General features: G+C 50.1%; 18 protein-coding genes. 12 read left to right on the forward strand and 6 right to left on the reverse strand.

Features of this window, described 5'->3' with window-relative positions; genetic code table 11:
- Positions 1-128 precede the first annotated feature (128 nt).
- The 5 genes from aroQ to ACTS9Y_RS06750 are packed head-to-tail and all read left to right on the forward strand — an operon-like array spanning position 129 to position 4,239.
- On the forward strand, positions 129-566 hold the full coding sequence (aroQ, locus tag ACTS9Y_RS06730; protein WP_442585196.1) for a type II 3-dehydroquinate dehydratase: 438 nt from the start codon (positions 129-131) through the stop codon (positions 564-566).
- 26 nt (positions 567-592) lie between these two features.
- Positions 593-1,045, forward strand: coding sequence for an acetyl-CoA carboxylase biotin carboxyl carrier protein (accB, locus tag ACTS9Y_RS06735; RefSeq protein ID WP_442585197.1), 453 nt, complete (start codon positions 593-595; stop codon positions 1,043-1,045).
- A gap of 7 nt (positions 1,046-1,052) precedes the next feature.
- Positions 1,053-2,402 (forward strand): acetyl-CoA carboxylase biotin carboxylase subunit, encoded by a 1,350-nt coding sequence (accC, locus tag ACTS9Y_RS06740; protein ID WP_442585198.1) that lies wholly within the window; start codon positions 1,053-1,055, stop codon positions 2,400-2,402.
- Positions 2,403-2,404: 2 nt separating this feature from the next.
- Positions 2,405-3,307, forward strand: coding sequence for a 50S ribosomal protein L11 methyltransferase (prmA, locus tag ACTS9Y_RS06745; RefSeq protein WP_442585199.1), 903 nt, complete (start codon positions 2,405-2,407; stop codon positions 3,305-3,307).
- Positions 3,298-4,239 (forward strand): DUF3426 domain-containing protein, encoded by a 942-nt coding sequence (locus tag ACTS9Y_RS06750; protein WP_442585200.1) that lies wholly within the window; start codon positions 3,298-3,300, stop codon positions 4,237-4,239. Before prmA ends, ACTS9Y_RS06750 begins: the two co-directional genes overlap by 10 nt.
- 11 nt (positions 4,240-4,250) lie before the next feature.
- Here the strand turns inward: ACTS9Y_RS06750 and ACTS9Y_RS06755 are convergent, their stop codons facing one another.
- Positions 4,251-5,156: a hydrogen peroxide-inducible genes activator gene (locus ACTS9Y_RS06755; RefSeq protein WP_442585201.1), complete on the reverse strand. Its 906-nt coding sequence runs from the start codon at positions 5,154-5,156 to the stop codon at positions 4,251-4,253.
- Positions 5,157-5,489: 333 nt separating this feature from the next.
- Here ACTS9Y_RS06755 and katG point away from each other — a divergent pair, with 333 nt between their 5' ends.
- The 4 genes from katG to mutY all read left to right on the forward strand — a co-directional run bounded on the left by katG (position 5,490) and on the right by mutY (position 13,612).
- Positions 5,490-7,676 carry a catalase/peroxidase HPI gene (gene katG / locus ACTS9Y_RS06760; RefSeq protein ID WP_442585202.1) on the forward strand — a complete coding sequence of 729 codons (2,187 nt, stop codon included), beginning with the start codon at positions 5,490-5,492 and terminating at the stop codon, positions 7,674-7,676.
- Positions 7,677-8,978: 1,302 nt separating this feature from the next.
- Positions 8,979-9,782, forward strand: a complete 804-nt coding sequence (locus ACTS9Y_RS06765) for an undecaprenyl-diphosphate phosphatase (RefSeq protein WP_442585203.1) — start codon at positions 8,979-8,981, stop codon at positions 9,780-9,782.
- Between the two features lie 31 nt (positions 9,783-9,813).
- Positions 9,814-12,570, forward strand: a complete 2,757-nt coding sequence (locus ACTS9Y_RS06770) for an AsmA family protein (RefSeq protein WP_442585204.1) — start codon at positions 9,814-9,816, stop codon at positions 12,568-12,570.
- 1 nt (position 12,571) lies between these two features.
- A complete protein-coding gene (mutY, locus tag ACTS9Y_RS06775; protein WP_442585205.1) occupies positions 12,572-13,612 on the forward strand; it encodes an A/G-specific adenine glycosylase in 1,041 nt (346 codons plus the stop codon).
- A 16-nt stretch (positions 13,613-13,628) separates the two neighbouring features.
- Here mutY and ACTS9Y_RS06780 read toward each other — a convergent pair whose 3' ends face one another.
- Positions 13,629-14,117, reverse strand: coding sequence for a hypothetical protein (locus ACTS9Y_RS06780; protein WP_442585206.1), 489 nt, complete (start codon positions 14,115-14,117; stop codon positions 13,629-13,631).
- Between the two features lie 396 nt (positions 14,118-14,513).
- Here ACTS9Y_RS06780 and ACTS9Y_RS06785 point away from each other — a divergent pair, with 396 nt between their 5' ends.
- Positions 14,514-15,746 carry a porin gene (locus ACTS9Y_RS06785; RefSeq protein ID WP_442586914.1) on the forward strand — a complete coding sequence of 411 codons (1,233 nt, stop codon included), beginning with the start codon at positions 14,514-14,516 and terminating at the stop codon, positions 15,744-15,746.
- A 205-nt stretch (positions 15,747-15,951) separates the two neighbouring features.
- Here ACTS9Y_RS06785 and ntrC read toward each other — a convergent pair whose 3' ends face one another.
- From ntrC to glnA, 4 genes are all read right to left on the reverse strand, one after another.
- Positions 15,952-17,343 carry a nitrogen regulation protein NR(I) gene (gene ntrC / locus ACTS9Y_RS06790; RefSeq protein ID WP_442585207.1) on the reverse strand — a complete coding sequence of 464 codons (1,392 nt, stop codon included), beginning with the start codon at positions 17,341-17,343 and terminating at the stop codon, positions 15,952-15,954.
- Between the two features lie 94 nt (positions 17,344-17,437).
- A complete protein-coding gene (gene glnL / locus ACTS9Y_RS06795) occupies positions 17,438-18,532 on the reverse strand; it encodes a nitrogen regulation protein NR(II) (protein WP_442585208.1) in 1,095 nt (364 codons plus the stop codon).
- 108 nt (positions 18,533-18,640) lie between these two features.
- Positions 18,641-19,132, reverse strand: a complete 492-nt coding sequence (locus ACTS9Y_RS06800) for a DUF4124 domain-containing protein (RefSeq protein ID WP_442585209.1) — start codon at positions 19,130-19,132, stop codon at positions 18,641-18,643.
- A gap of 139 nt (positions 19,133-19,271) precedes the next feature.
- On the reverse strand, positions 19,272-20,681 hold the full coding sequence (gene glnA, locus ACTS9Y_RS06805; RefSeq protein WP_442585210.1) for a type I glutamate--ammonia ligase: 1,410 nt from the start codon (positions 20,679-20,681) through the stop codon (positions 19,272-19,274).
- 346 nt (positions 20,682-21,027) lie between these two features.
- On the opposite strand from glnA, the gene ACTS9Y_RS06810 reads away from it, so the two are divergent.
- Positions 21,028-21,477 carry a rhodanese-like domain-containing protein gene (locus ACTS9Y_RS06810; protein WP_442585211.1) on the forward strand — a complete coding sequence of 150 codons (450 nt, stop codon included), beginning with the start codon at positions 21,028-21,030 and terminating at the stop codon, positions 21,475-21,477.
- 27 nt (positions 21,478-21,504) lie between these two features.
- Entirely contained in the window at positions 21,505-22,329 is an 825-nt protein-coding gene (aroE, locus tag ACTS9Y_RS06815; RefSeq protein ID WP_442585212.1) for a shikimate dehydrogenase, read from the forward strand.
- The last annotated feature ends 4 nt before the right edge of the window (positions 22,330-22,333 follow it).

Here is a 22,333-nt window from a genome sequence, read left to right on the forward strand (position 1 = left end):
ACACTTAACGGCAGGATTAGCGATTTTTCACTTTTGTCCGAATCACGAATTCTGCTGGACAAAATGCAATAACTTCGGCAAACTTCGCGCCATGAAGGTCGTATATTTCTCTTTAAAAGGCATGTGAAATGGGCACCAAATCTATCCTGGTGATTCATGGACCCAACCTCAACATGCTTGGCACACGCGAGCCGCAGCATTATGGCAACCAAACCCTGGCAGATATCGACCAGGGCTTGCAAACGCTCGCGCGCGCTGATCAGGCAAGGCTTGAAACCTTTCAGAGCAATTCTGAAGCGGACATTATTGAGAAAATACACACATTGTCTGTTAACCGCGTGGATTATGTGATTATCAATCCTGCGGCTTTCACACATACTTCGGTGGCGATCCGTGATGCAATTTCAGCGGTCAAAGTGCCGTTTATTGAAGTACATCTTTCAAATGTACACGCACGAGAGCCATTTCGGCATCACTCCTATTTCAGCGATATTGCGACGGCCGTGATCTGCGGTTTGGGCGCAGAAGGCTATTACGCCGCTTATCGCCATATCCAACAACTATAACTAAAATATCTTAAATCGAGGTTTCTATGGATTTACGCAAACTTAAAAAACTGATTGATCTGGTCGAGGAATCGGGAATTTCCGAACTGGAACTGACTGAAGGTGAAGAAAAAGTACGTATCAGCCGCACTATCACTGGCGTTGCGCCAGTCACACAATATGTAGCTGCGCCTGCACCAGCCGCCCCTGCGTATGCACCAGCCGCCGCCGGGCCTGCTGCCAGCGCACCGGCACCTGAGCTGGAAGGCAAAATCGTTAAATCACCTATGGTAGGTACTTTCTACCGTGCTTCGTCTCCTGATGCGAAAGCATTTGTGGACGTAGGCAGCAGCATCAATGCTGGTGAAACCGTATGTATCATCGAGGCCATGAAGCTGCTCAATGAAATTGAGAGTGAATATGCTGGTGTGATTAAAAAGATTTTCGTTGAAAACGGTCAGCCTGTGGAATACGGCGAACCATTATTCCTGATTGGTTAAGCCGCCTATGTTTGAAAAAATTCTGATTGCCAACCGCGGTGAGATCGCCCTGCGCGTGCAGCGTGCCTGCCGTGAATTGGGGATTAAAACCGTTGCCGTGCACTCCGAGGCTGATCGTGATGCCAAGTACGTCAAATTGGCTGATGAATCTGTCTGTATCGGCCCGGCACCGTCTGCGAAAAGTTACCTGAATATCCCGGCTGTGATCAGCGCTGCTGAAGTCACTGATGCGCAAGCGATCCACCCTGGTTATGGCTTTTTGTCTGAAAATGCCGATTTTGCCGAGCGTGTGGAGCAAAGCGGTTTCGTGTTTATCGGGCCGCGTGCCGACACTATCCGCCTGATGGGTGACAAAGTCTCCGCCAAGGATGCGATGAAAAAAGCCGGTGTGCCCTGTGTACCAGGCTCCGATGGTGCCTTGCCCGATGACCCGGCTGAAATCATCAGAACCGCCAAGCGTGTTGGCTACCCGGTGATTATCAAGGCTGCTGGCGGTGGCGGTGGTCGTGGCATGCGCGTGGTGCATACTGAGGCGGCATTGCTGAATGCGGTCAATATGACCAAGGCCGAAGCGCAAAGCGCGTTTGGCAACCCTGTGGTTTACATGGAGAAATTCCTGGAAAACCCGCGCCACATCGAAATCCAGATCCTGGCCGACGAGCATGGCAACGCGGTTTACCTGGGTGACCGTGATTGCTCCATGCAGCGTCGCCACCAGAAAATCATTGAAGAAGCGCCTTCGCCTTTGTTGCCAGCAAGATTACGCGACAAGATAGGCGAACGTTGTGCCGAAGCCTGCCGCAAAATCAAATACCGCGGCGCTGGCACCTTTGAGTTCCTGTATGAAAACGGTGAGTTTTACTTCATTGAAATGAATACCCGCTTGCAGGTTGAGCATACCGTCACCGAAATGATTACCGGCATTGACCTGGTGCAACAGCAGATATTTATTGCCGCCGGTGAAAAACTGCCGTTCCGTCAGCGTGACATCGTGTTGAATGGCCATGCCATTGAGTGCCGGATCAACGCAGAAGACCCATACACCTTTGTACCGTCACCTGGTTTTATCAACCGCTTCCATATGCCTGGCGGCCCTGGCGTGCGCATGGATACTCATGTCTATGGCGGTTACACCGTGCCGCCACATTACGATTCGATGATAGGCAAACTGATCACCCATGGCGCAACGCGTGAACAGGCGATTGCCAGAATGCGCGTAGCTTTGTCAGAAATGAATGTAGAAGGCATTAAAACCAATACTGCACTGCATTCTGACCTGATGGCTGATCTGGCCTTTCAACAAGGCGGAACCAGCATTCACTACCTGGAGCAAAAGCTGGGTATCAGCTCGAAGTAATTGTGCATTGGTTGTTACTTAAAATTCAGTCGACCGAGCCTCAGGCGGAGTCGCTCAGCGATGTGTTGATGGAACATGGTGCATTGTCGGTCAGCATTGAAGATGCACATGCCGACACGCTGGCCGAACAGGCTATTTTTGGCGAGCCGGGTGATCCACCGCCCGGCATCTGGCAACAGAATATCGTCACTGCCATGCTGGATGATGAAGCAGATGTGCAGGCGCTATTGGCGACTGTACAAGCTGAGTTACAGCTGGATGGCCTGAAATATCAGTTAGAGCAGATCGAAGAGCAGGATTGGGTGCGTGCGACACAAGCCCAGTTTGATCCGATCCGGGTGACTGATCATTTATGGATCGTCCCTTCCTGGCACCAGGCACCGAATGCTGAGGCGATCAATATCGTACTCGACCCCGGCCTTGCATTTGGCACCGGCAGCCATCCAACCACGCATTTATGCCTGAGCTGGCTGGCACAATTACCTAAAACCGAGTTGCAGCAAGCCAATGTTCTGGATTACGGCTGTGGCTCCGGCATTCTGGCCATTGCTGCCAAAAAGCTGGGCGCAGGCCAGGTGATAGGCGTGGATATTGATACGCAGGCAGTGATCGCCAGCCGTGACAATGCCGCCAATAACCAGGTAGACGCGGTGTTTTATGATTCGGCAGATTATCTGCATGAACCGTTTGATATCGTGGTCGCCAATATTCTCTCCAGTGCCTTGATGGTATTGGCACCGGTGATTGCTAAATCTTGCAAAAATGGCGGTAAAGTTGCATTATCCGGCATATTGGATAGCCAGCAGGAAATGCTGCTGGCGCGTTACTCAGAATGGTTTGAAATGGATGCCCCCATCCAGCAAGATGGATGGGTCTTGCTGACGGGAAGCAGAAAATGTCTCTAATAACTGAATGCCCTGCCTGCTTTACACAATTTGAAGTCAACGACGAACAACTGCAAGCCTACGCTGGCAAAGTACGTTGTGGCGAGTGCAACCATGTGTTTGATGCGCAATCTGCGCTGGTTACCGAGGCTGAAATCGCTGAACCAGCTGAAACCACGCCACAGGTAATAGAGCCAAGTACTATAGAAGCTGAGACTTCAGAAGTTGATATTTCAGAGGCCGCTACGTTAGCGGAGAATGCCCCAGAAATCCAAACCGCCCCGCTAGCCACGCTAGACAGTCCCACAGAAGTATTAGAACCCAGCCCGACCCCGCAATACGCCGAACCTGAAGAATTAGAGCAAGCGCCTGCGCTGTCATGGAATCTTGGTTATGAAGAAGCGCATGATCCGGCCATCCCGGCATTTTTACGCAATGTCTCATTAACCGATGACCGCCCGCCTGCCCCTGAGAAAACAACGCTGCCCTGGATATTTCCGCTGTTATCCGGCCTGCTGTTGATCGCCATATTGCTGCAACTGGTGTATTTCACACGCACCAGCCTGGCTGCCAATTATCCATCCACCAAACCGTTGTTGCAGTCCGCCTGCAAAGTCTTGCATTGCGCGGTGGCCCTGCCTAACGATATTACCCAATTGACGATTGATGATGCCGATATCCAGGAGCATCGGGAACGCGAAGGCGTATTGGTATTTTCCAGTGTGCTAATCAATCACGGTGCGGTCGCGCAAGCCTATCCGATGATAGAGCTGACCCTGACCAATATGGCGGATGAACCGGTACTGCGCAAAATCCTCAAGCCTGCAGAGTATTTACCCACCGCTGCTAAAGCCACTGAAGGTTTAGCAGCGCAACAAGAGCAAGCGGTGAAAACCACGTTAGGCATTGCAGAAAAAGCCGTCACCGGCTTCCGGGTCGCAATAGCCTATTAGCTTATTGTGAATCAGGCTTTGCTACTGAGTTTTGCCTGTGCCCCGATCTCTGACATCACCTTCTCCAATACTTCTATCGCAGCCGTACGTACAAAACTTTTACGCCAGGCCAGGGCAATACGGCGGCTAGGTGCCGGCTTGGTAAAAGGGATCACCCGGATCAGCGGGTTCTGGTAGCGCGCGACGGTCGCCATGGCCGGTAATACGGTGATCCCAAGGTTAGAAGCCACCATATTGCGTATGGTTTCTAAAGAATTACCTTGTAATACTTCGCCTTTACGACCTAATTCCGGGCACGCCTGCGTGACCTGATTGCTGAAACAGTGGCCGCTGTTCAGCAATAACACTTTTTCATTGCCCAATTCATCCGGATTGACGGTCTTACGTTGTGCCCAGGGGTGGTTGGCCGGAACGACGACATTGAAGTCTTCATCGTACAGCGGCGTGATTTCAATGCCTGGCACGTTAAACGGTAAAGCCACTACCGCCGCATCAATCACACCATTCCGCAACTGCTGCTCCAGCGTCGCGGTGATGTTTTCTTCTACTTCCAGCGGCATATTGGGTGCGGTTTTTACCAGCGGCGGGATCATCTCCGGCAGCAGGTAAGGTCCAACTGAGTGAATCATACCCAGTTTAAAAGGGCCATTGAGCGGGTCATTGCCCAGCTTGGCCATTTCCTTGATCTTGGCTGCCTGTTCCAGCACGATATTGGCCTGCGCAATGATCTGCTCCCCGATCGGCGTCGGCGTCACATCGTTACGGTTGCGCTCAAATAGCAACAGCCCTAATTCTTCTTCCAGCTTTTTAATGCCCAGGCTCAATGCCGGTTGCGTGACAAAACATTTGTCCGCCGCCCGGCGAAAGTTACGTTCCTGCGCGACTGCCAGCACAAATTTCAATTCAATCAGGGTCATGTTTTTCTCATCAAACGCGGATTAAGTGGCTAGTGTAATTCTATTAATTTTATTTATCAATAATATCAAAACTTACAATTATACAAATTGTATCGGCTTGCCTAAAATGGCTTTCATGCATCAGACAACATTGATTCATGGAGAAAAAAATGATTACAAGATGGTTTCAGGACTTATCGCAATTACAGGAAATATTAGCAGCTTATGCTGCGAGCAATTAGGTAAAACTACATTCGTTATCTAGAAAAATATTATCACGATATTTAACCAGTAGTATATTTGACGCCTGGCCATTCAAGGCTGGCCAGCCAATAAGAAAAGGAGCTTAAAAAAATGGAAAACCAACAAAACACAACCGGCAAATGTCCATTTGCACATGGCGGCAATACCGCGACAGAGAAATCAAATACCAGCTGGTGGCCGAACGCCTTAAATCTGGATATCCTGCATCAGCAAGATAGCAAAACCAATCCCTTAGGTGAAAATTTTAATTATGCCGAGGAGTTTAAAAAACTCGACTTAGCGGCAGTGAAAGCCGACTTGCATGCGCTGATGACGGATAGTCAGTCATGGTGGCCTGCTGATTGGGGCCATTACGGCGGCTTGATGATTCGCTTGTCCTGGCATGCGGCAGGTACTTATCGGGTGGCAGATGGCCGTGGTGGTGCTGGCACCGGCAACCAGCGCTTTGCGCCGCTGAACAGCTGGCCGGATAACGTCAACCTGGATAAAGCGCGCCGCTTGTTATGGCCGATCAAGAAAAAATATGGCAACCAGCTTTCATGGGCGGACCTGATCGTACTGGCCGGTACCATTGCTTATGAATCCATGGGTTTGAAGATCTTTGGTTTCGCAGGCGGCCGTGCGGATATCTGGCATCCGGAAACAGATATTTACTGGGGCAATGAAAAAGAGTGGCTGGCTAAAACCGGGGCACAGGGCAGCCGTTACTCCGGTGAACGCGAGCTGGAAAACCCGCTGGCAGCCGTCATGATGGGGCTGATCTATGTGAACCCTGAAGGCGTGGATGGCAACCCTGACCCGATACGTACGGCGAAAGATATCCGCGAGACCTTTGCCCGTATGGCGATGAATGATGAAGAAGCCGTAGCACTGACGGCTGGCGGCCATACCGTGGGTAAAGCGCATGGCAATGGCGATGCCGCGCACCTTGGGCCTAACCCGGAAGGCGCGAGCGTAGAAGAGCAAGGTATGGGCTGGAACAACCATACCCGGCGCGGAGTGGGTCGCGATTCAGTCACCAGTGGCATCGAAGGCGCCTGGACCACACACCCTACCCGCTGGGACAACGGCTATTTCAAGATGTTGTTCGAGCACGAATGGGCGCTGAACAAGAGCCCGGCCGGCGCGTGGCAATGGGAGCCGGTAAGTATTAAAGAGGAAGACAAACCGGTGGATGTGGAGGACCCTTCGATCCGCTACAACCCCATCATGACCGATGCGGATATGGCGATGATAAAAGACCCTATCTACCGTGAGATTTCCGAGCGCTTTTACCGTGATCAGGCGTATTTCTCCGAAGTGTTTGCGCGTGCCTGGTTCAAACTGACGCACCGTGATTTAGGCCCTAAAGCTCGTTACCTGGGGCCGGATGTGCCGCAGGAAGACCTGATCTGGCAAGACCCGACGCCAGCTGGCAATGCCAACCTGAGCGCGGCGGATATTGCAGCATTAAAAGCGCAGATCCTGGCGAGTGGCTTAAGCACAGCTGAGCTGGTGGCGACTGCCTGGGATAGTGCACGCACCTTCCGTGCATCGGATTATCGCGGCGGTGCCAACGGCGCACGCATTCGCCTGGCACCACAAAAAGACTGGCAAGGAAACGAGCCCGCCAGGTTGCAGAAAGTGCTGGCGGTACTTGCAGGCATCCAGTCGGCATTTAATCAGCCAGTCAGCCTGGCAGATTTGATCGTACTCGGTGGTTCTGCTGCCGTCGAACAGGCAGCCAATGCCGCTGGTGTAGCGATTGAAGTACCGTTCGTACCAGGCAGAGGCGATGCCACAGACGACATGACAGATGCGGAATCTTTTGCAGTGCTGGAACCTTTGCACGATGGTTTCCGTAACTGGCAAAAAGCAGACTATGTGCCAACGGCAGAAGAGCTATTGCTGGACCGCACCCAGTTGATGGGATTAACCGCACCGGAAATGACCGTGTTGATTGGTGGCATGCGCGTGCTGGACACCAATTATGGAGGTAGCAAACATGGGGTGTTTACCGATAAGCCAGGCGTGCTCAGCAATGATTTCTTCGTCAATCTGACGGATATGCAGTACACCTGGAAACCGGTTGGAAACAACCTTTATGAAGTACGCGAACGCACTGGTGGCGCGCTGAAATGGACTGCAACCCGTGTTGATCTGGTGTTTGGTTCTAATTCTATCCTGCGCGCATATGCAGAATTGTATGCGCAGGATGATGCCAAGCAAAAGTTTGTGCAGGATTTTGTAAAGGCATGGACTAAAGTGATGAATGCAGATCGGTTTGATTTGAAGTAATTGTTATGTAGCAAGAAGAAGCGCCTTGAGGAATCGAGGCGCTTTTTTTATTTGTTGATAAGTGCTCTAACTTTGATTGAGCATGGGCGCTTTGCACTTGTGTCGTGTTCGCCTATGCGGCAATGGTTAGTTGTTGTGACATAGCGGCATTGCTTTGAAGGGGGAGGATGGGTTTCACCGCGCATGCATTATGCCTCTGAGGTGGCTGGTGTATAGCCACCTGTACTAAGATCGTCACTCTGGCGCAGGGTGTAGCAGGGGCTTCTCAGAGCATGCTCTGTGCCTGCATAACGGTTGGCTTATGCGACAGTTTATCTGCCCTGCAATAGGGATATATGCCCACTTGTCATTCTGGCGAAGGCCAGAATCCAGGCAAGGTTCATGCATCACTTGGTTACAGTAGAGAGTGAGTGTTTCATTTACAGGTGGTTTTAGAAAGTAATTCTTTGGATGGTTAAGCATTTGATTTTTGCTGCGCTATTGCACTATTCCTTTTCGCCTCTAGGCGAGTGACTTTTCTTTGCTTGCCCAAAGAACAAGTCACCAAAAGAAAAGGCACCCTAGCCTCCGCTTATCTCCTGCGTTGCTCATCAAAATAAGCGGTCGCGAAACTCGCCCTAGTGACTTGCACACGGCGCAAGCCACCGCGGAACTCAGACAGTCGCTCCCTTCCACCTTATTTTGCCTGCGCTACTCGGCGCGTCAGATAGGGGCCCGGTTAAAACCACCACGAAGGAAGATTGTTTAATTGCACTACGAGAAGGGCGCTAAGGGACTTCTTTAACTTCTAAATCAAGAAAGCCTAACAAAACAATTGAATTGCTTTGTTGGGCTTTCTTCTTTTTTATTGCAGTGCTTCATTTCAATGGTTGAGCGGGAAGCAATGTGAGAAGCCTCACGTAAGTAACCGCGTAGTGTTTTTCAACGGGCCCCTATCTGACGCGCTGAGTAGCGCAGTCAGCGTGGGAGTTGTCGGCCAGCGGCTGTTCGAGTTCCGCAACAAGCCACGGCGTGTGTGGCTTGTCAGGGCGAGTTTCGTTGGACGCCCACGTTGATGAGCAACGCAGGGAATAAGCGGAAGCTAGGGTGCATTTCTTTTGGTTACGTTTTCTTTGTGCAAGCAAAGAAAAGTAACTCGCCTAGAGGCGAAAAGCAAAGTATAAAAAATCTTTGCTATTCCCAGTAGCGACTAATCCCATCAACGGCTATAGCCCACAAACAACACCCCCACCCCCTGCTGCAAATACCTCAAATTTCACTAACATGGCGAATCTAGTTTCCAGTGTCTGCTAGAATACAGCCATGGATATTTACTTAATGCTGAAGGCCATCATCATGGGCCTGGTCGAAGGCGCGACCGAATTTATACCCGTTAGTAGCACCGGACATTTGATTATTGCAGGTGAATGGCTGAATTTTCTGGATAAAAATAAACGTGATGTGTTTGAAATCATGATCCAGCTGGGCGCGGTACTGGCTGTCTGCGTTGAGTTCAGGCACCGGCTGGTGCATACGGTGCAGCGCATACAAACCGACCCCAATGCGCAACACCTGGTGCGCAACCTGTTTATCGCTTTCCTGCCTGCCGCTATCCTTGGCCTGGCGTTTCATCACCAAATCAAAGAATTCCTGTTTTCATCTTTCACCGTTGGTATTGCCTTGATTGTGGGTGGCGTGCTGATTTTACTGATCGAGAAATTTGTTCCGGCTGGCAAGGTGCAGGATATCGACGATATCAGTGCCAAGCAGGCTTTGCAGATCGGTTTTGCCCAGGCATTGGCGCTGATCCCGGGTGTCTCTCGCTCTGGTGCAACTATTCTTGGCGGTATGTGTTTTGGTCTGGGCCGGCAAACGGCCACTGAGTTTTCTTTCTTTCTGGCGCTGCCTATCATGTTTGCGGCGACTGGCTACGATCTGCTCAAGGCGCGTGATTTACTTTCTCTGGATGATGCATTTATTTTCCTGGTTGGCTTTGTCACGGCATTTTTATCTGCGCTGGTGGTCATACGGGCGTTGATCAAGTTTGTCAGCCAGCATTCTTTTGCTGTGTTTGCCTGGTACCGCATTGTGTTTGGCATCCTGATTTTGCTGTTTTTTGCGCATTAATTTGTCCGGTCTTCACTTAAAGGTGTAATGCATGAAAAGTACACTTCTGAAAAAAATCCTCTACGCAGTGGCCGCTATTATCGGCTTGGTCTTGCTGTTGGTTGTTTACCTGGCCGTGACTTTTGATCCTAACGATTACAAGTCGACCGTCATCCAGTTGGTGAAAGACAAAAAGCAACGCACGCTGGATATCAAAGGCGATATCAAGCTGAGTTTCTGGCCCAAGATCGGTGCTGACCTAGGTGAAATCACTTTGTCCGAGCATCAGTCAGATAAACAGTTTGCCGCTATCAAAGGTGCTAAAGTGGCGCTGGCTGTGCTGCCATTGCTGAAAAAAGAAATCGTCGTCGATACTGTTTACCTGGATGGTGCGCAGGTGAATGTGATCCAGCATGCGGATGGCAGTTTCAACTTTGACGACTTGCTGAGCAAGGAAGAGGAAGAATCACAGCAGATTAATTTTGATGTGCAGGGCGTGAAAATCACCAACACCCAGGCCAGTTTTATCAACGAGGCCAGCGGTGCGAAATATAGCGTAGACCAGTTTAATCTGACCACCGGACAAGTCGCGCTGAAAACGCCGTTTGACCTGGCTGCCGATTTCCATTTGGTGGCGAATCAACCGGTGGTGGATGCACTGGCCAAACTCAAAGCCAATGTGATGGTAGATCCTGAGGCCAAACATTTTGTAGTGAAGGGCCTGGACGCCAGTATCAAAGGCGCGTTGCTGGACGGCAAGGATGTGAATGTCACCGCACTGGGTGCAGTGGATATTGATGTCGCGCAGACAGCGCTGAATATCTCTGGTTTGAAACTGGCCATGCAGGGTGATTTTAATGGCGCCAAGCGTGATGTCAGTTTGCAGGCCCCTGCGCTATTGGTAAACCCCAAGCAGATCTCCAGCGAGAAGGTTTTATTAGCGCTGAAACAACAGGATGCACAAGGCGACATCAATCTGGAAGTGGTGCTGGCTGAACTGAAAGGCAATCAGCAGGCGGTTGAAAGCAAAGGCATCACTGCCGATGTGAAAGTCAATGCCGGCGCTCGTAAGGTAGATGGCCACTTTGAATCGCCGGTGAAAGCGAACCTGGCTGAGATGGTGTTTGATGTGCCAGCGCTGGCGGGTAAGTTTGATATCAAAGACCCGGCATTGCCGAACGGCGCCATGCAAGGCCAGTTCAAGCTTTCTGCTAATGCTGACGTCAAGCAGGAGAAAGTAAAAACCAGTTTTGATTTAAACCTGGCAGAAACCCGCTTGAACGGCGATGTGAGCGTGGCCGGGTTTAAAACACCGCATATCGGTTTTAAAGTGCATGCGGATACCTTGAACCTGAATGCCTTGCTTGGAAACACCAATACCAAAAAGAGTGCACCTGCCACGACCAGCACAGCCAAAGCAGACACAAAACCGGCCAAAGCTGCTGATCTTAGCGCCTTAAAAACACTATTCCTTGATGGCAGCATCAATATCGGCAAGATCTTATATAGCCCATATACGCTGACCGGGTTAAATGTAGGTATTAAAGCCGACGGGCAAAAGCTGGCGTTACAAGGACTGGATGTCAAACTGGACGACTCGCGTATCCACGGCAATGTTGGCATCAGCCAATTTAACAAGCCGCTGTATACCTTTGATTTAAATATCGACAAGCTGGATCTGAACCGGTATTTACCGCAGCAACCACAAACTGCCGCTACGGCTGAACCTAAACCTGCTGCTAAAACAGCGGCTAATGAAGAGCAACCGTTGGATTTGTCAGCGTTAAAAGCGCTGAATGCGCAGGGTAACATCCGTATCGGTTGGTTAAAGTATGGCAAAACCGAAGCCAAAAACTTGAATATCGGCCTGAAAGCGCAAGATGGCTTGGCGAGTCTGGATCCACTGAATGTGGATGTCTACCAAGGCACTGTGCGCGGCGCGATAAAGGTGGATGCCCGTGCCGCCCCTGCCATTGCCATTAAGCAAACCCTGCAAAATATCGCAGTGGGCCCTTTGCTGGTGGATACCATTAATAACGACATGCTTTCCGGCACCGGCAATGTCACTCTGGATATCACTGCACAAGGTAATACGGTGACTGCGCTAAAAAAGTCACTGGGCGGCTCGGTTGATTTACGTATGGCCGATGGCGCCGTCAAAGGGTTTGATCTGGCGGGAACGATACGCGATGCTAAAGGTAAGCTGAACCTGTTAAAAGGACAATCCAGCGCTGAGGCAGACCAAAGCAAAAAAACGGATTTCAGTGAGCTGACTGCGACCTTTAATATCAAGAATGGTGTTGCCCGCAATGAAGATCTGGCGATGAAAGCGCCGATTTTCCGCCTGCCTAAAGGTGAGAGCAAGGGCGACATTGATATCGGCAAAGAACAAATCAACTACCTGGCCAAACCTGCATTGGTCAATACGCTTAAAGGGCAAGGCGGTAAAGACGCCGAGCAGCTAGCCGGGATTAGCGTGCCCATCAAAGTCACCGGTACATTTGCTGCGCCCAAGTTTGGCATAGATATGGCCGCCCTGGGTCAGGCGCTAGCCAAATCTGCCGCACTGGATGCATTGACGGACAAACTGGGTGGTGACAAGGCCGGTGCGGTGAAATCTCTGATCGGTGGTGAAAATAAGGCAGACGCTTTGAAAGGCCTGTTAAACGGTAAGTCTTCTTCAAAAAATGCTGAGGGCGATGCTGCAAAATCCGAATCCGAAAAAACGAATGAAGAAGCCAAACCCGCAGAAGAAAAGCCTGCGGACAAATTAAAACAAAAGGCTTTGAAAAAGCTGCTCAATTTCTAACGTGAGTGCTTTTGCAGAAAAACTGATCGCCTGGCAACAAGTGCACGGCAGGCACGATTTGCCGTGGCAGCAAACACGTGACCCGTACGCAGTTTGGGTCTCTGAGATCATGTTGCAGCAAACCCAGGTCAGTGCGGTGATCGGCTACTATGGCCGCTTTATGGCACGCTTTCCTACCATTGCCAGTTTGGCTGAAGCCTCACAGGATGACGTCATGCAGCACTGGAGCGGGCTAGGCTATTACTCCCGCGCCCGCAATCTGCACCATGCAGCCCAAACCATTGTGCGTGAGCATGGTGGCGTGTTTCCGCAAGATTTCTCCCAGATCCAAAGCCTGAAAGGCATCGGGCGCTCCACCGCTGCCGCCATCTCGGTATTCTCTTTTCAGCTACCTCAGACGATTCTGGATGGGAATGTGAAGCGCGTACTGGCACGACTACATGCCATTGAAGGCTGGCCAGGGCTGCCACTGATTGAAAAACGGTTATGGAACCTGGCGGAAAGCTTGTTGCCCGCAAACAATCTGCCAGCGTATATCCAGGGGCTGATGGATTTTGGTGCTACTTTATGTACCCGCAGCAAACCGCGCTGTCACGATTGCCCGATGCAGGACCAGTGCCAGGCTTTCCAGCAACAGCGCGTCGCGCAACTGCCCGCTGCCAAGCCGCGTAAGGCCATCCCCGAAAGGCAGACGACCATGCTGATGATTATGGATGCCGGAGAGATATTGTTAGAGAAGCGGCCTGACAAGGGGGTTTGGGGTGGGTTATGGAGCTTCCCTGAATGTACACCAGAGCAGATTTCTGTGCAGCAGACTCAGGAAAGGTATGGCATGCAGACAGAATCGCTGGAAGATTTGCCGGTGTTATGGCATACCTTTACGCACTTTAAGCTGGAAATCACACCGCAGCCACTACAACTCACTGGCAAGCGGCCAGCGTTGCCGCCGCATCTGCAATGGTTGCCACTTGCAGATGCGATTGCAGCAGCCTTGCCTACTCCGGTGCGGACATTACTTAAAACGCTGCAACAATCACGCTAGTGAGGTTGTGCGCGATTTAGGCCGTGGCATTCGCCAGGCGGAAAATATGGCTGGCTAATTCTGCCTGGTTGGCTTTTGCGTAATGCAATAGAGCGAGCCCATCTTCAGGCTTGACGGCGGCTTTCTGATAAATCACCGGTAATTCAAAAATCGCGATTTCGCGTTCCACAATATTCAGGTTGTGATGCGCAGACCCCTGCAATACATCCATCAGTTTGTCATACACATTGTCTGTGACGCGGGTATACGGAAACAGTATCCAGAAATCGGTGCCCTCACGGCCAACCAGGTCAGACTTCCTGAAAGAGTTTTGCAAGTCATGTGTCAACGATGAAAGTTGACGTAGCGCCTCCGGCGCACCGTAAGCTTCCCCCAGGCTATTGTCATCGCCATAGGCGATTTTAACCAGAGCGATATTAAAGTCATCAGCGTGTCTGACCAACACCTGGCAAATCCAGTCTAATGTATCTATAAATCGACTACATAACTGAATATCGGAAATCATGAGCGGCCTCTATATATATTTATTAAGGATTGTATATATATTTATAGTTATTGAATATGACTATGGCATCCAGAAAATCGGAAGCCACCAGTATGCTAGCAGAAACCAATTCATAAAGGCAGTACGAAAGTTTGAGTGAGCATACACACTGTTTAAAAAATCCATTCAACTTATGACGCGAATTTGTTGCAAATCTGCAACAATCTCAACTTGGAGTAAGCAATTTGACGTATTCACTTGCGCCAAACAGGCGCATTTTGCAAAAATTGCACTGACCTTCTTGGAAATGCATGGCAGATTCCGAGGGAGTTACTGGAGGTCAGGGTGTTTTTAAATCATCCGGCCAAAAGCAATATCCTTACACAAGTTGTAAAAACAACATTTTTGGAGATTCGTATGAATACAAAATTAAACGTTGCAGTTGCAGCAGCTCTGTTCGCTGCAGCTACTGGCGCTCAAGCTGGTATCGTTATCCCAGCTGGTGACTGGACACTGGACATCGGCGGTGTGGTTAACGCTTACTACACAAACACAAAATTTGGTGGTGATGGCGCTGCTGGTACAGCTGCTTTGGGTTTAGGCGATGGTAATGGTAGTTCACAAAGCAATATTACAACTGGTTTGTTACCAAACTACCTGAGCGTTTCTGGTAAAACTCGCCAAAACGATCTGGATGTTGGCTTCACAATCAGCATCAACCCAGGTTCATCATCAACCAACTCTGGTATTCAACGTGATTCAGATGGTGGTGGCCGTAACGAAAACCGTCAGGCATTCTTGACATTCGGTGATGCTTCATGGGGTTCTGTGAAAGTTGGTAAAGATCTGGGTATCTTTGCTTCTGATGCTATCTTGAACGACATGACATTGTTGGGCGTTGGTGCTGGCGCAGGTTCATTAGCAGGCAACACAACAACTTTGGGTCGTATCGGCGCAGGCTATATCTACGCTGACTGGAAATCTCAAATTGCTTATACCTCACCAAACTGGAACGGTTTCCAATTCACAGCTGGTATTACACAAGGCTGGAATGCAACTAACACTGGTATTCCTACAGCAGCTCTGGGCGCTACTTCAACAGACCGTGCAGGTGCCGGTACTGGTTACGAAGGTAAAGCATCTTACGAGTGGACAGGTGATGTTGCAGGTAAAGTTTGGGCGTCTGCAATTAGCCAAAATATCTCAGGTGTTACTGGTGCAGGTGGCAAAGAAAGAGCCTATGCATGGGACTTGGGTACAACAGTTAACCTGGCTGGTTTTGGCTTGACTGGTTACTACTACAACGGTAAAGGTATCGGTCAAACTTTCCAATATGCAGGTGGTTTAGATGCTGCTGGCAATCGTCGTGACTCAGATGGTTACTACGTTCAAGGTACATACACATTGCCAGGCGTAGGCACTAAATTGGGCCTGAGCTATGGTAAATCTAAACTTGAAGGCAACTCTGCTGATGTAGCTTTGGATGAAATCAAAGACAGCTTGTGGACAGTTGGTGCTTATCACCCACTGACCAAGCACCTGAATTTGGTTGCAGAATTCTCTAAATCAGAGCGTGAGTATGACAACCGTGCAACAACAGCTGAAGCTAATGCTAAAACAGTTTCTCTGGGCGCGATTCTGTTCTTCTAGTTTAACTGCAGATTGTTCTGCTTAAGTTAGAATCAGTAAAAAACGGCAACTTCGGTTGCCGTTTTTTTATCTATTGAAATGTGTAATCAATTAAGCGACTGTCAAAGGGGCGCTCGTCTTTCACAAAGGTTTTTGTCAGCGATATCTTTTTATAGAAGCTTGCGTATTTCTCATCTGGCTACGCCCCAAAATCAATGTTTAACTATCAATCATCAATCCCTAACTCCTGGATTTTGCGGGTAAGCGTATTGCGACCCATGCCTAATTGATTAGCCGCTTCGATACGGCGCCCATCGGTATGCGTCAAGGCGCGGGTGATTAAAATACGCTCAAATTCTTTGGTTTTTGCATCCAGGATATTGGTTTCGCCACGGTTGAGCGCATCGGTGACTTCTTGTGCCAGGGCTTCTTGCCAGGAGCCGCCGCTGCTGTGTTTGCTCGAATCTTCTTTTAATTCCGGTGGTAAATCGTTGACGTCTACATTTTGGCCCGGTGCCATCACTGTTAGCCAGTGACAGACGTTTTCAAGTTGGCGGACGTTGCCGCTCCAGTTCACCGACATCAGATATTTTAGTGCTGCAGGAGAAAGCTGTTTCGGCTCAACGCCTAGTTGCTGGGCGCTGTGTGACAGGAAGTGCTTGGTCAGGAAAGGAATATCCTCTCTACGTTCACGTAAAGGGGGTAAGCGCAGGCGAATGACGTTCAGGCGATGGAACAGGTCCTCCCGGAACAGACCCTGTTTAACGCGCTCTTCCAGGTCCTGGTGCGTCGCGGCAATCACACGCACATTGACCTTGATTGGCTGGTGGCCGCCCACACGATAAAACTGGCCATCCGAAAGCACGCGTAACAGCCTGGTTTGCAAGTCTGCTGGCATATCGCCGATCTCATCCAGAAACAGGGTGCCAGTATCTGCTTGCTCAAAACGCCCTCTCCTGGCGGCTGCGGCACCGGTAAATGCGCCACGTTCATGACCGAACAGTTCTGATTCCAGTAAGTCTTTAGGAATGGCGGCGGTGTTGATCGCAATAAACGGTTTGTCAGCACGCGGGCTATGCCTGTGCAAGGCGCTGGCGACCAGTTCTTTACCACTGCCGGATTCACCGTTAATCAACACAGTTGAGTGCGAACGGCTCAGGCGGCCAATGGCGCGGAAAACTTCTTGCATGGCGGGGGCCTGGCCGATAATTTCCGGCGTGGGTTCGTTATCTTCCACTTTTTCCACCGCCTGGCGCATGCTTTCATCAACCGCACGTTTGATGATTTCTATCGCCTGGTCGACGTCAAAAGGTTTAGCCAGATACTCGAATGCGCCGCCCTGGAACGCCGCGACGGCACTTTCCAGGTCGGAATATGCCGTCATGATAATGACAGGGATTTCAGGATAGTGCTGTTTTACTTCGGATAAAAAATCCAGCCCTGAGCCATTGGGCATGCGGATATCACTGACGATGACCTGTGGCTGCTCACGGTTGAGGGCATTCAGCGCCTCAGCAGGTGATGAGAAGGTTTTAAATTCAAAATCGGTGCGGGCGAGGGCTTTTTCAAACACCCAGCGGATTGATTTATCGTCATCTAAGATCCAGATTGGCTTCATGGCATTTCTCTTTGAATTATTGCTGTTTGGTGAATGTTAGGCTGAGGCAGATGCTGAAAGCGCGTTGTCCATTTTCTCGGCAAAAATCTCATGGTTATGATTTAAATAGCGTGCTTTCAATAGGCAACAAAATATGGAAAATGGTTTTACCCGGTTGGGAGTCACAATCGATCATGCCGTGATGCTGGGTGATGAATGTTTGCGCCAGCGCCAGGCCCAGGCCGGTGCCGCCTTCGCGGCCGGAGACCAGCGGGTAAAAAATGCGTTCTTTAATATCGGACGGAATGCCGGGCCCATTATCAATAATTTCCAGATGGATGCCGACCCGGTAACGTTTTCTCGCCAGGGTGATCTGGCGTTCGGCACGTGTGCGGAAGGTGATGCTGGCATCTTTGGTATGGTTCTGTTGCATGGCTTGCGCTGCGTTGCGCGCGATATTGAGTACTGCCTGTATCAGTTTTTCGCGGTCACCAATCAGCTCAGGCAAGCTGGTGTCATAGTCGCGTATCACACGAATATTGTTAGGCGATTCCGCCAGCAACAAACTGCGTACGCGCTCCAGCACTTCATGAATATTGGTCGGTTCATATTTGGGCACACGATGCGGCACCAGCAAGCGGTCCATCAGGCTATGCAGACGGTCGGCCTCTTTAATAATGACCTGGGTGTATTCTTTCAGGCTGGGTTGCGGCAATTCAAATTCCAGCAACTGTGCCGCGCCGCGCAGGCCACCTAAAGGGTTGCGAATCTCGTGAGCCAGATTACGTAATAATTCAGAATTGGCCTGTTGCTGGATCAGCATGCGCTCTTCCCTGGCGATACGCAATTGCTGATCCATTTGGACAAACTCCAGGATCAGCATATCTTCAGAGGTCTGGTTGATGCTGGTTGAAATCGGCGTCACCGTGCAAGTGACCGCGGTGGTATGTCCGCGCTGGGTGGTTAAGGTGAATTCATGTTCGCGGAAAGGGCCCTGAGTCTGGATCGCGTTGGTGACCGCCATTTGCAGGATTTCGCAATTTACGAATACATCGTGTATGTGCAGGCCCTGGATTTGATTGGCGCTAAAGGCGAACAGAATCTCTGCGCTGGAATTGGCATAAGTCACTTCGAGCTGGTTATTGAGCAAAATGACCGCAGTGGCAATATGCTCTAAACCGTTAAACCCATGAGGAGATATCTGAACCATATCCTTAGCTTGTTAAAATAAGTGATGACGCCCTGTTTTAAAGCAAAAGCCAAGCCAATTCTATATGATTTGTCTCATTCTCAATTAAAAATTCCCAAAATGGTGCATTTACTGATTCAGCTCTTTGTTTAATAGCGCGATATTCCGTTCATGCGCCTGGATTTCGGCCTCGATAATGTGCAGTTTCTCTTCATATTTGGCGACATTCCTGAAGGTTTTTCCGTTGGCGCCTCTATACACTTCAGGTGTATTTTTAGCTTCTTCATAAAGTACTTTGGCGTTCTCAAGTGCTTGTTTTTCTTGATCTAATTCAGCTAGCAATATTTCACGGCGCTTCATGTCGCGTTGCGTTTGTACCTGGTTATCCACCTTGGGAAAGTTGTTTGGCGTAGGCGTTTTCGCGGCTGGCTTTTTTTCCCGGGCAACAGGCGGCGCTTCGGTTTCCCGGGGTCCGCTAATGACTAATTCGGGTTTTTGTTTTCCATCTGGCCGGATGTTGGTATAGGTTGTGACACCGTTGCTGTCGGTATATTTATAAATATCCGCAAGACTTGGGCTGGCAGCCAGCAGCGTGGCAATAAAGTAAAAAAGTCTTTTCATGGCAACAGTTTAGAGTAGATTGTGATGCTTATCAACGACGCAAAAATTAAACCGGTTGACGCTGCCAAGGGCAATAAAAAAACAGGGCAGCCGAAGCTGCCCTGTTTTGGTGCGTGCTCTTGCGATTAGCAGGAGTGATTTAGCATGAGTAATACAGACCGAACTCGACCGGGTGTGGTGTCTGACGCAGTTTCGTGACTTCTTCCATTTTCAATGCAATGTAAGAATCGATCCAGTCATCAGTGAAAACGCCACCGCGTGTCAGGAATTCACGGTCTTTGTCCAGATACTCAAGCGCTTGTTCCAGTGATGAACATACGGTTGGGATCAGTGCATCTTCCTCTGGAGGCAGATGGTACAAGTCTTTAGTCGCTGGTTCACCTGGGTGAATCTTGTTCTGAACGCCATCAAGGCCGGCCATCAACAAGGCTGAAAACGCCAGGTATGGGTTAGCGATCGGGTCAGGGAAACGCGCTTCAACACGGCGTGCTTTATCTGAATGCACAAATGGAATGCGGATAGCTGCAGAACGGTTCTTAGCAGAGTAAGCCAGTTTTACTGGTGCTTCGTAATGTGGCACCAGGCGCTTGTATGAGTTAGTACCTGGGTTGGTGATCGCGTTCAATGCGCGCGCATGCTTGATGATACCGCCGATGTAGTACAGGGCGAAATCGCTCAAACCAGCATAGCCATTACCGGCAAACAGGTTTTTGCCATCTTTCCATACGGATTGGTGCACGTGCATACCAGAACCGTTATCGCCAAACATTGGTTTAGGCATAAACGTGGCTGTTTTACCGTAAGCATGTGCTGTGTTGGTCACTACGTATTTCAGGATTTGCGTCCAGTCAGCACGTTGTGTCAGCGTTGCAAATTTAGTACCGATCTCACATTGGCCAGCAGTCGCCACTTCATGGTGGTGCACTTCAACTGGCACGCCCAGCTCTTCCAGCGTCAATACCATGGCAGAACGGATGTCATGCAATGAATCGACTGGTGGCACTGGGAAGTAACCACCTTTAACGCCTGGACGGTGGCCAGTGTTGCCGCCTTCGAATTTTTCACCTGATGACCAGGCAGCTTCTTCGGAGTTGATTTTAACGAAGCTACCACCCATGGTGGCATCCCATTGTACGCTGTCAAAAATGAAGAACTCTGGCTCTGGGCCAAAGTAAGCAGTGTCACCCAGGCCGCTGGATTTCAGGTAGGCTTCTGCACGTTTAGCCAGGCTACGCGGGTCACGGTCGTAACCTTTACCATCGGTAGGGTCAACAACGTCACAGGTCAGAACCAGGGTTGGCTCGTCAAAAAACGGGTCGATGAATGCAGTGTTTGCATCAGGCATCAATTGCATATCAGACGCTTGAATACCTTTCCATCCAGCGATGGAGGAGCCGTCAAATGCATGACCTTCAGTAAATTTATCTTCGTCGAAGTGAGAAACCGGCACGGTCACGTGCTGCTCTTTACCTCTGGTGTCGGTAAAACGGAAATCGACAAATTTGATGTCATTCTCAGCAACCAATTTCATTACGTTTGCAACGGACATTACATTCTCCTCAGTGAGCAAGGTCTAAATTTTAAGTTGCACACACAAAAAACGGGACATGTTGCGGATGTCCCGGAACGTGGGCAAATACAAATAATGATTTGGGATTCTGCTCAGCATTGAATCCCGCTAAATCTTAGTGTGTAATATTAGCAGGAAGCATGCCACCCAAAAATATGCATTTTACGTGGTTTACACGTAACCTGCATAAAATAGTAAAAACGCCAAGCACCATTTGTGTGCATTGCAACAAATTAAGCACAAAAGTGGTGCATGCGTTCCTGCGCTACCTTTCAAAGGTATACTCGCTATTTTATCAAGTCATATCAACATTAAAGGTATTACATTGAGTAATGTAGAAAATATTTTAGGCAGTGCCCAAACGCGCGGTACACAAAATAACCTGCCCTACGCCGGAGCACTTACTCCAGAAGAAACATATCAATTGATCAGCGAGGTTCAGTCAGTGGTGCTGGTCGATGTACGCTCGCGCGCTGAGTTGGAGCTGGTGGGCCGCGTGCCTTTAGCGACGCATATCGAGTGGGCTTTTTATCCGGGTATGGTGGCTAACCCTGATTTCGGCGCGCAATTGCAGGCGCAGGTCGATAAGGAAAGCACCATTGTGTTCATGTGCCGCACCGGTGGCCGTAGCCACAATGCAGCCTTGCTGGCACAACAGTTAGGCTACGGCAAAGCCTACAACATGCTGGAAGGCTTTGAAGGTGAAGCCAACGAGCATAAGCAGCGCACGCTGATTAACGGCTGGAAACACGCCGGATTGCCATGGACTAACTAACTGGCACCGCGCAACTGACAGACACACATGACCACTGAAAAATTCGCAGTGATTGGGCATCCAATCGAACACAGCAAATCGCCTTTGATACATCAGGCATTTGCCCGGCAGTTTGGCAAAACAATGACTTACGAAAAACTGCTGGCACCCCTGGATGGCTTTGTCGCAACGATTAAACAATTGCAACTTGAGGGCTATCAGGGCGTGAATGTGACCGTGCCATTCAAGTTTGAAGCATTTGAGGTCAGCCAGGCGCTTTCAGAACGCGCAACCGCGGCAGGGGCAGTCAATACCTTGAGTTTTCAGGGTGAGCACATCAGCGGCGATAACACGGATGGCTGCGGCCTGGTCAATGATATTCTCAAACATTGGCAGCGCACGATTGATGGTCAGAAAGTATTGTTGCTGGGTGCAGGTGGTGCCGCACAAGGCGTGATATTGCCGCTACTGGCACAACAACCAGCGGTGCTGACAGTGGCTAATCGCAGCCTGGACAAGGCGCAAGTGATGGTCGATCGATTTGAGGCCGATGCACAGTTGCACGAGGTCAGCCTGGAAGTGAAAACCTTTGCTGAATTATCCGAAGGTTATGACGTGGTCATCAACGCCACTTCTGCCGGCTTGCAAGCCGAGGCCTTGCCTGTCAGTGATGCGATTTTTTATGCTCACAGCCTGGCCTACGACATGATGTATGGGCGTGAAACACGCTTTATGCAGCAGGCCCATGCGGCCGGTGCGCAAGTGGCCGATGGTCTGGGCATGCTGGTGGAGCAGGCTGCCGAAGCTTTTTTCATCTGGCATGGGTTGCGCCCCGAGACTGCGCCCGTCATTCAGTCATTCCGCCCATCCTGATGAC

This window comes from Methylophilus sp. (genome assembly GCF_052173275.1).
In the GTDB taxonomy this organism is placed as follows: Bacteria; Pseudomonadota; Gammaproteobacteria; order Burkholderiales; family Methylophilaceae; genus Methylophilus.

Excerpts from the sequence above, each read along its gene's own strand:
- aroQ (WP_442585196.1), top strand. The coding sequence starts at position 129 with ATGGGCACCAAATCTATCCTGGTGATTCATGGACCCAACCTCAACATG.
- accB (WP_442585197.1), top strand. The coding sequence starts at position 593 with ATGGATTTACGCAAACTTAAAAAACTGATTGATCTGGTCGAGGAATCG.
- accC (WP_442585198.1), top strand. The coding sequence starts at position 1,053 with ATGTTTGAAAAAATTCTGATTGCCAACCGCGGTGAGATCGCCCTGCGC.
- ACTS9Y_RS06750 (WP_442585200.1), top strand. The coding sequence starts at position 3,298 with ATGTCTCTAATAACTGAATGCCCTGCCTGCTTTACACAATTTGAAGTC.
- ACTS9Y_RS06755 (WP_442585201.1), bottom strand. The coding sequence starts at position 5,156 with ATGACCCTGATTGAATTGAAATTTGTGCTGGCAGTCGCGCAGGAACGT.
- katG (WP_442585202.1), top strand. The coding sequence starts at position 5,490 with ATGGAAAACCAACAAAACACAACCGGCAAATGTCCATTTGCACATGGC.
- ACTS9Y_RS06765 (WP_442585203.1), top strand. The coding sequence starts at position 8,979 with ATGGATATTTACTTAATGCTGAAGGCCATCATCATGGGCCTGGTCGAA.
- ACTS9Y_RS06770 (WP_442585204.1), top strand. The coding sequence starts at position 9,814 with ATGAAAAGTACACTTCTGAAAAAAATCCTCTACGCAGTGGCCGCTATT.
- ACTS9Y_RS06780 (WP_442585206.1), bottom strand. The coding sequence starts at position 14,117 with ATGATTTCCGATATTCAGTTATGTAGTCGATTTATAGATACATTAGAC.
- ACTS9Y_RS06785 (WP_442586914.1), top strand. The coding sequence starts at position 14,514 with ATGAATACAAAATTAAACGTTGCAGTTGCAGCAGCTCTGTTCGCTGCA.
- ntrC (WP_442585207.1), bottom strand. The coding sequence starts at position 17,343 with ATGAAGCCAATCTGGATCTTAGATGACGATAAATCAATCCGCTGGGTG.
- glnL (WP_442585208.1), bottom strand. The coding sequence starts at position 18,532 with ATGGTTCAGATATCTCCTCATGGGTTTAACGGTTTAGAGCATATTGCC.
- ACTS9Y_RS06800 (WP_442585209.1), bottom strand. The coding sequence starts at position 19,132 with ATGAAAAGACTTTTTTACTTTATTGCCACGCTGCTGGCTGCCAGCCCA.
- glnA (WP_442585210.1), bottom strand. The coding sequence starts at position 20,681 with ATGTCCGTTGCAAACGTAATGAAATTGGTTGCTGAGAATGACATCAAA.
- aroE (WP_442585212.1), top strand. The coding sequence starts at position 21,505 with ATGACCACTGAAAAATTCGCAGTGATTGGGCATCCAATCGAACACAGC.